7 protein-coding genes are annotated in these 5,922 nt (G+C 56.2%); 4 read left to right on the top strand and 3 right to left on the bottom strand.

The window, feature by feature from the left end; translation table 11 throughout:
* From GSQ91_RS21565 to GSQ91_RS21555, 3 genes are all read left to right on the top strand, one after another.
* Positions 1-1,301, top strand: a 1,301-nt coding sequence (locus tag GSQ91_RS21565) for a TIGR03435 family protein (protein WP_216845355.1), incomplete at its 5' end; no start/stop codon positions are given.
* Between the two features lie 171 nt (positions 1,302-1,472).
* A complete protein-coding gene (locus GSQ91_RS21560) occupies positions 1,473-2,054 on the top strand; it encodes a TetR/AcrR family transcriptional regulator (RefSeq protein WP_158823798.1) in 582 nt (193 codons plus the stop codon).
* Positions 2,055-2,123: 69 nt separating this feature from the next.
* Positions 2,124-2,723, top strand: coding sequence for a hypothetical protein (locus GSQ91_RS21555; RefSeq protein ID WP_158823797.1), 600 nt, complete (start codon positions 2,124-2,126; stop codon positions 2,721-2,723).
* Positions 2,724-2,924: 201 nt separating this feature from the next.
* Here GSQ91_RS21555 and GSQ91_RS21550 read toward each other — a convergent pair whose 3' ends face one another.
* Both GSQ91_RS21550 and GSQ91_RS25770 read right to left on the bottom strand, forming a co-directional pair.
* Complete coding sequence (locus GSQ91_RS21550) at positions 2,925-3,437, bottom strand: EVE domain-containing protein (protein ID WP_158823796.1); 513 nt, start codon at positions 3,435-3,437, stop codon at positions 2,925-2,927.
* A gap of 30 nt (positions 3,438-3,467) precedes the next feature.
* Positions 3,468-4,202 (bottom strand): antibiotic biosynthesis monooxygenase, encoded by a 735-nt coding sequence (locus GSQ91_RS25770; RefSeq protein ID WP_158823795.1) that lies wholly within the window; start codon positions 4,200-4,202, stop codon positions 3,468-3,470.
* Positions 4,203-4,230: 28 nt separating this feature from the next.
* On the opposite strand from GSQ91_RS25770, the gene GSQ91_RS21540 reads away from it, so the two are divergent.
* Positions 4,231-4,698, top strand: coding sequence for a MarR family winged helix-turn-helix transcriptional regulator (locus GSQ91_RS21540; protein WP_158823794.1), 468 nt, complete (start codon positions 4,231-4,233; stop codon positions 4,696-4,698).
* Between the two features lie 425 nt (positions 4,699-5,123).
* Here GSQ91_RS21540 and GSQ91_RS21535 read toward each other — a convergent pair.
* The coding region (locus GSQ91_RS21535) for an IS110 family transposase (RefSeq protein WP_216845353.1) at positions 5,124-5,922 on the bottom strand (799 nt) is incomplete at its 5' end.

The following is a 5,922-nucleotide window of genomic DNA, read 5'->3' as shown; positions in this document are numbered from 1 at the left end:
AGAGGGACGGAGGGCCGATCTGGGGCTCAGGCTCTGCTCCGCAGGCCTCGGCTGGGAACGGCCTCTCCACCGAAACGCAAACTATCTTTACGCTTCATTTCGAAAGATACAAGGCTGGGATATACCGCCCCTTTGGGGCTGATGTGCGTGGCCGGTATGGCATAGTAGTCCCTATGCGATTCAGGTGGCTGCCCTTGCTGGTCTTCGCGTCGAGCTGTCTTGGCCAGAACAGTGGTGCGCCCTCCGCAGGGGAACGTCTAACAGACGCTCTGAAAGGTGCTACGTCTCCGATTACAGTATCCGCGACAGGAGAGCTTGGGGATACTGGCGGCAAGCTTATGACGGATGCCATCGAGCATGCACAGTTCGTTAAGAAGGTGGGTCCCCCCTCGAACATCTATGATTGTGGGCAGCCGATATTCTCACCCAACCCAGTCGGAGCCTTTGCAGTGTTCAGACCCACTAGAGCCATTCTGATCCTCTCGCTTGCGATCATGGCGATTCCGACCGTCGCACCTGCTCAAACGGCCGTGTCGTCCACATCCCGGCTCCCCGGCTCTGAGGCGCTCCCGACCACACCTGCCAATGCGGATCCCTCGTTCGACGTCGCCACTATCAAACTAAGCGATACCTCTGCCTCGCACGGCACGGGTATTCGGACCAACGGACGCTACGTCGCTGCATATAATTTTTCCGTCGGCGAGCTCATCGCCTATTCCTACGGCCTTCACGCGAAGCAGATCGTCGCCGGGGAGTCATCTCTCCTTGACACGCATTTCGATATCGATGGTGTGCCCGACTTCGTAGGCCATCCCAACCTCACGCAGTCCCGGCTGATGTTTCAAAAACTGCTCGTCTCTCGTTTCAAGCTCGCGTTTCACTACGAATCCCGCGAACTTTCGGCATATGCAATTCAAATCGCCAAAGGTGGACCCAAGCTTGCGCTGACCACACGCAAGTCCAGCGATAGCACTGGCTTTTCTTACAACTGTCAGGTTATTCTCACTGTCCGGAACGCTTCCGTTGCCGATGTCGCCGGAGGGATGCAGGAGGCCTTCATGGATAAGCCCGTCGTCGATCAAACCGGCCTGCATGATCGATACGACTTCGACCTTAAATGGACGCCCGATGAATCACAGAGCTACTGTCCCGGTGATCCGATGCACTCCCGTGACGATCCCAACGCTCCTCCCGGCCTTTACACCGCGATCCAAGAGCAAATTGGGCTGAAGCTCGTTACCACAAAAGCTCCGGTTCAAGTGATGGTCATCGATCATCTCGAAACACCGTCTGAGAACTAGAATCGACTGGGAGTGTGGGTGGCCACCAGGAAATTGAGCGAGTCCGGGCTACTCCCCGGATTTCTCGATGCTTGTGCTGCGGAAGTGGTGCTGCCAGGATTCTTCCGAGGAGGAATGCTTCTCGATCAAAATTCTTTGTATCCTGTCCTACTAGTTGGTAGTCACATACGCATGCAAGGTGAAACCGCAGATCGCATCCTCCAAACGGCCAAAGCCCTGATCTCCGATCGCGGCTACTCAGCATTCAGCTACGCCGATATCTCTGAAGCTGTCCGAATTCGGAAGGCCAGTATTCATCATCACTTTCCGACGAAAGCAGGTTTGGTTGTCGCAGTCCTCAAAGCTCATCGAGAGGGATTGCTGCAGGCGACACAGTTCCTGACGCAAAAGTTTGACGACCCCCTGGCACGCCTCCAGGCCTATGTCCAGCACTGGGAGGGTTGCATTCGCGACAAGAGCCAGCCGTTCTGCATAGCGGCGCTGCTGGCAGCGGAACTACCAAGTCTTCCCGAAGAAGTAGGGGTAGAAGTCCAGCAATACTTTCTGGCCTTGAGCGAGTGGATTCGACAGACTCTCGAAGAAGGTGTCAGGAAGCGCTCCTTGAAACTCCAGGGAACCGCGGAAGACGAGGCACAAACTTTCATGGCGACTGTCCACGGCGCCATGCTGTCCGCCCGAGCCCTTGGAAGCTGCGATGTATTCCAAGCCGTTACCACCAGCGCCTTACAACGTATCTCCACGCGTAAGCCCTAGCCAGCAAAGCCTGCAAGGTTTTCGCCTACCTCTCAACCTACCAACTAGAAGATAGCTAAAGGAATTATTATGTCCAACTCCGCCCCCAATGAACAGCTACAAGCGCATTCGTTACGCAACCTCTACTTCACTCGCACCGCCGTCCAATTACTCTGGGCCGGCATCGTCCTCGCAACCGCAGCCAGCAATCCTGCATTGGCCGCTGGGCTCCTGATCCTCTACCCGCTGTGGGACGTCGCTTGCACCGTGTACGACCTGAGGTCTTCCACCCGCTCCAACTCCGGCCCACCCACCGCACAATACGTCAATGCGGTCTTGGGATCCCTCGCGGCGATCGGGATAGCCCTGACGGCCTTCAAGTCTCCTCAGCAGGCTGTCGTCACCTTCGGTGCCTGGGCCTTCGCTGCCGGAGTTGCGCAACTTGCCGTCGGAATCTCTCGCAGGAAACAGCTGGGCGGGCAGTGGGCGATGATCCTGAGCGGTCTACAGTCCGCGGGGGCAGGTGTGGCCTTCATTCTGGGCGGGCTCCACGACAAGACGCATATCAAAGACCTCGGAGGCTACGCGATCTTCGGCGGAGTCTACTTTCTCATCGCCGGCTTGCTGATGCACCGCAAGTTGTCCCAGAGCTCAAGAGTTGGTGCAGCCGTCGCCACCGAACGCGAATGATGCCCTGAGAGCGAATCCGTTGGGTTACGAGAGTACGTCTCAATTTGGCTGTGAGTACTCTCGCCCATTCGGCTTGTCGCACAAACAGCACGCCGTCCAGGCGAGGTCTTCTTGCTGCAGTTGTCGAGATTCAATACCTTATGCGACAGATTTGGAAGTGGACAACGTTGCAGACGCCTGGATCGGTAAAGAGAATTGCGATTATGAGGACTGATTGGAATGACCGTTCTCAATCGCTCTGTTACTCGGGGCGAATGTTGACGATAGATCTTCAGATTTGATGAACATGGCCTTTGCAATTCTCTTGAAGTCGTCCGCAGTGATCTGGAAAGCTCCTCTGCGAAACGCTAAGCCCCAATTCTCGTTCCCTTGGGTAAATGTCAGTTCCTGTAGTAGCGGCCGGACGGGTGCTTGTCTACTTTTGAAAAACTTCGTCCGGCGGCGATATGGATGAAAGCACGCAGACTGCTCCGCTACGTAGGGAGATTCGTCAAGGATGGTTCCTGCAGCGGTGAAAGCCTGCAGGACAGGTCCGCTTCCCATGAATTCGCGTGGCGAATAGAAGACGATGAGGTCGCCGGCCTTCAACGGGCGCACCAAAGACTCCTTACCGTGGCCCAGTTGGCAGAAGCCGCCTTGAACGGCCCCAAGCACATGGTCGCGGCTTGCGACCCCAACCCAATGGCTTTTGTGTCTGACCTTTGCGAGTGCCAATTCGAACCTCCCTCAGGCTGAAGAAACTTATTACTCGCCTTCGCCAAGCATCACGGCGCGGAGATCGTAGTCGACAGGATCAAACCCGGTCGCCAACGCCGCGGCTGCCTTCATGTGCGCCTGAATGCCGGGCAGCTTGCTCATGGCCGCATAGTCTTCCTTGGATCGCCACTGCGCGTAATTGACGACCTTGCGTCGGTCGTGACTGACGTGGAGGTTCGCCGAGATGAAGCCGGGTTGATCTCGAAAAATCTCTTCTGTAGCCTTCTGCAGGTTCTCCACCAAGCGGTCCGCGTTTTCAGGTTCGACGGAGAAGGTGTTGATGAATGTTAGATATCCGCTGCTTGCATCCAACGTTGCCGTTGCCTGCTTTGGCTTTTCTGTGTGGACGGTAATTGCGTATCCATCCGGGTCACGGAAGGCGAAGAATTTCCCAAACGGTCCATCGGCAGGAGGGAGAAGGATGGGTACGCCTTTCTCCACCAGTTGCGCGTGGAGTGCATCGGCATCCGTTGCGGCGATCCAAAGAGACACGCCCCATCCCAGCTTGCTCGTTGCATCGAGGTCAACCATCGGTGTCCGGATCGCAAACGGGACAGGTTTGGTATTGAAGACAACCGCGCCCGGTGGATTGTGCGGGGACGCAGTGAGACCGATCTGCTCGACGTAGAAGGTTTTGGAAGCCTCAAGGTCGCGTACCTGGAGCGCAATAAAGCTTGGCCCGATCAATTTTGGCGTAGTCCTGTGCTTGCGGAATGTTGTCATGGTCCTTATAATATATAAGGAACCTTATATGTCAAGCGTGGAAGACACATGGACGAACATGGCACCAGAACATCCGATGGCGGATCGGCTAGGATACGTGCTCAAGCGAGCACAACACGCACTCCGGACGAGCATGGATGACCAGCTCAGCCATCTAGGTGTGACCACGGCACAGTTCAACGTTTTATCCGCAGTTCAGCGGCAACCGGGCGTTTCAAATGCCTCCCTTGCACGTGGGGCCTTTGTCACAGCACAGAGCATGCTGGGGATCGTGGCCAACCTGGAAAAGATGGGGCTCTTGCACCGAACTCCTCACCAGACACACGGACGCATCATGCAGAGTGAGTTGACGCAAAAAGGCACTGAGGTGCTGGCAAGGGCACGCGAAGCAATTGATGATGTGGAGAAGAGCATGACAGTCGGTTTTACTGCCGAGGAGATCGTTACACTACGGTCCATGCTTCAACGGTGTGCCCAGAATATGCATTCCGCATAGAGCCGACTGCTCAAATGAGCTGATCAATATGGTGCCCGCACGGCAAATAATCCTCATGAGTCGGCTTCACGGAAGTGATCCTCACAGGGCGACTTGAGGTGACGAAGTTCGTAACAGTCTCGTCTCGTTGCTGCACCTTCTCCGTTATTGCCTGCGGCGGTCAAATGACGACATACGCGTTTTGTATGAGCAGGTCACGGATGTCAATGTTTTTTTCCTTATCAGGGTCTTTGCTTTTGCTGTTGTCGTTGCTCTCCACCGGGTTTGTATTCGCACTCTGATGAGTCGGATGGATCTGGACTCGGTGCCGGTTGGGGTTCGAGAGGAGAGTCGATGCTGCTATTTATCGGACGGTCTTGGGGGACCAAAACGCGCACGCAGTCATCGGAACGCGGTGTCGACGCAACGGGTAAACAGGATCATCTTCAGGCGGCCTGTTGATAGAACGGGATGTACGGTTCCTGTGTGGTCCAGAGGTGATGGAGCAAGACGGCAAGCTTGCGGGCGACTGCCACGACGGACTTATTCTTCGCCTGCTTCCCGCCTCTGGCAGCCAGGTGTAAGCCCCACTGTCGAAGGGCTGAGTCTCGACCGTGTGGTCGCAGGATATGGTTGGCGCACTCTATCAGCAGACTTCGAAGATAAGCGTTGCCAGCCTTGGTGATGCCGAGCTGCGGATCGCGTTCGCCCGACTGGCTGCGTTTTGGTCGTAGCCCAAGGTAGCAACCTACATCTCGACTTCGGCCGAATCGTGCCTTATCCCCGAGCGTCAGAACGAACGTAAGAGCGGTGATGTGGCCGACTCCATGAATCGTCATCATGGGCTGTGTCTCGGCATACTCGGTCTGAGTCATACGCTGGATCTCCCGGTCATACTGCTTGATCTTGAGAGTCATCTCTGCGATCTGGGCAAGGATCGGACCGAGTGCCAACTTCAGCCCTGGCGGCATCGCGGTCTGACCTCGTTGAGCGAAGCACTTCGTGGACGAAGCCGGCATACGGTGACCGCAAGCCTTCGTCAACCCACGCACTGCGTTCACCGCTGCGGTTCGCAGTCGAACCAAAAGCTCTCGAGCGCGGATCAGGGTCAGGGCCTCCTGCTGCTCGACCGTGCGGTGAGAGATCGGCCGGAGAATCTCAGGATCAAGACGAGCGTAACGAGCCAGCTTCTCCGCATCCACATCGTCGCTCTTGCGGTCACTGTGTGAGATCGCTCGCAGCTCG

It is taken from the genome of Granulicella sp. S156 (assembly GCF_009766105.1).
Classification (GTDB): domain Bacteria; phylum Acidobacteriota; class Terriglobia; order Terriglobales; family Acidobacteriaceae; genus Granulicella.
The sequence above is the reverse complement of the archived record's forward strand: the minus strand, read 5'-3'. Positions and strand labels throughout refer to the sequence as shown.

Coding starts and splice junctions, on each gene's coding strand:
- GSQ91_RS21560 (WP_158823798.1), top strand. CDS start 1,473: ATGCAAGGTGAAACCGCAGATCGCATCCTCCAAACGGCCAAAGCCCTG.
- GSQ91_RS21555 (WP_158823797.1), top strand. CDS start 2,124: ATGTCCAACTCCGCCCCCAATGAACAGCTACAAGCGCATTCGTTACGC.
- GSQ91_RS25770 (WP_158823795.1), bottom strand. CDS start 4,202: ATGACAACATTCCGCAAGCACAGGACTACGCCAAAATTGATCGGGCCA.
- GSQ91_RS21540 (WP_158823794.1), top strand. CDS start 4,231: ATGTCAAGCGTGGAAGACACATGGACGAACATGGCACCAGAACATCCG.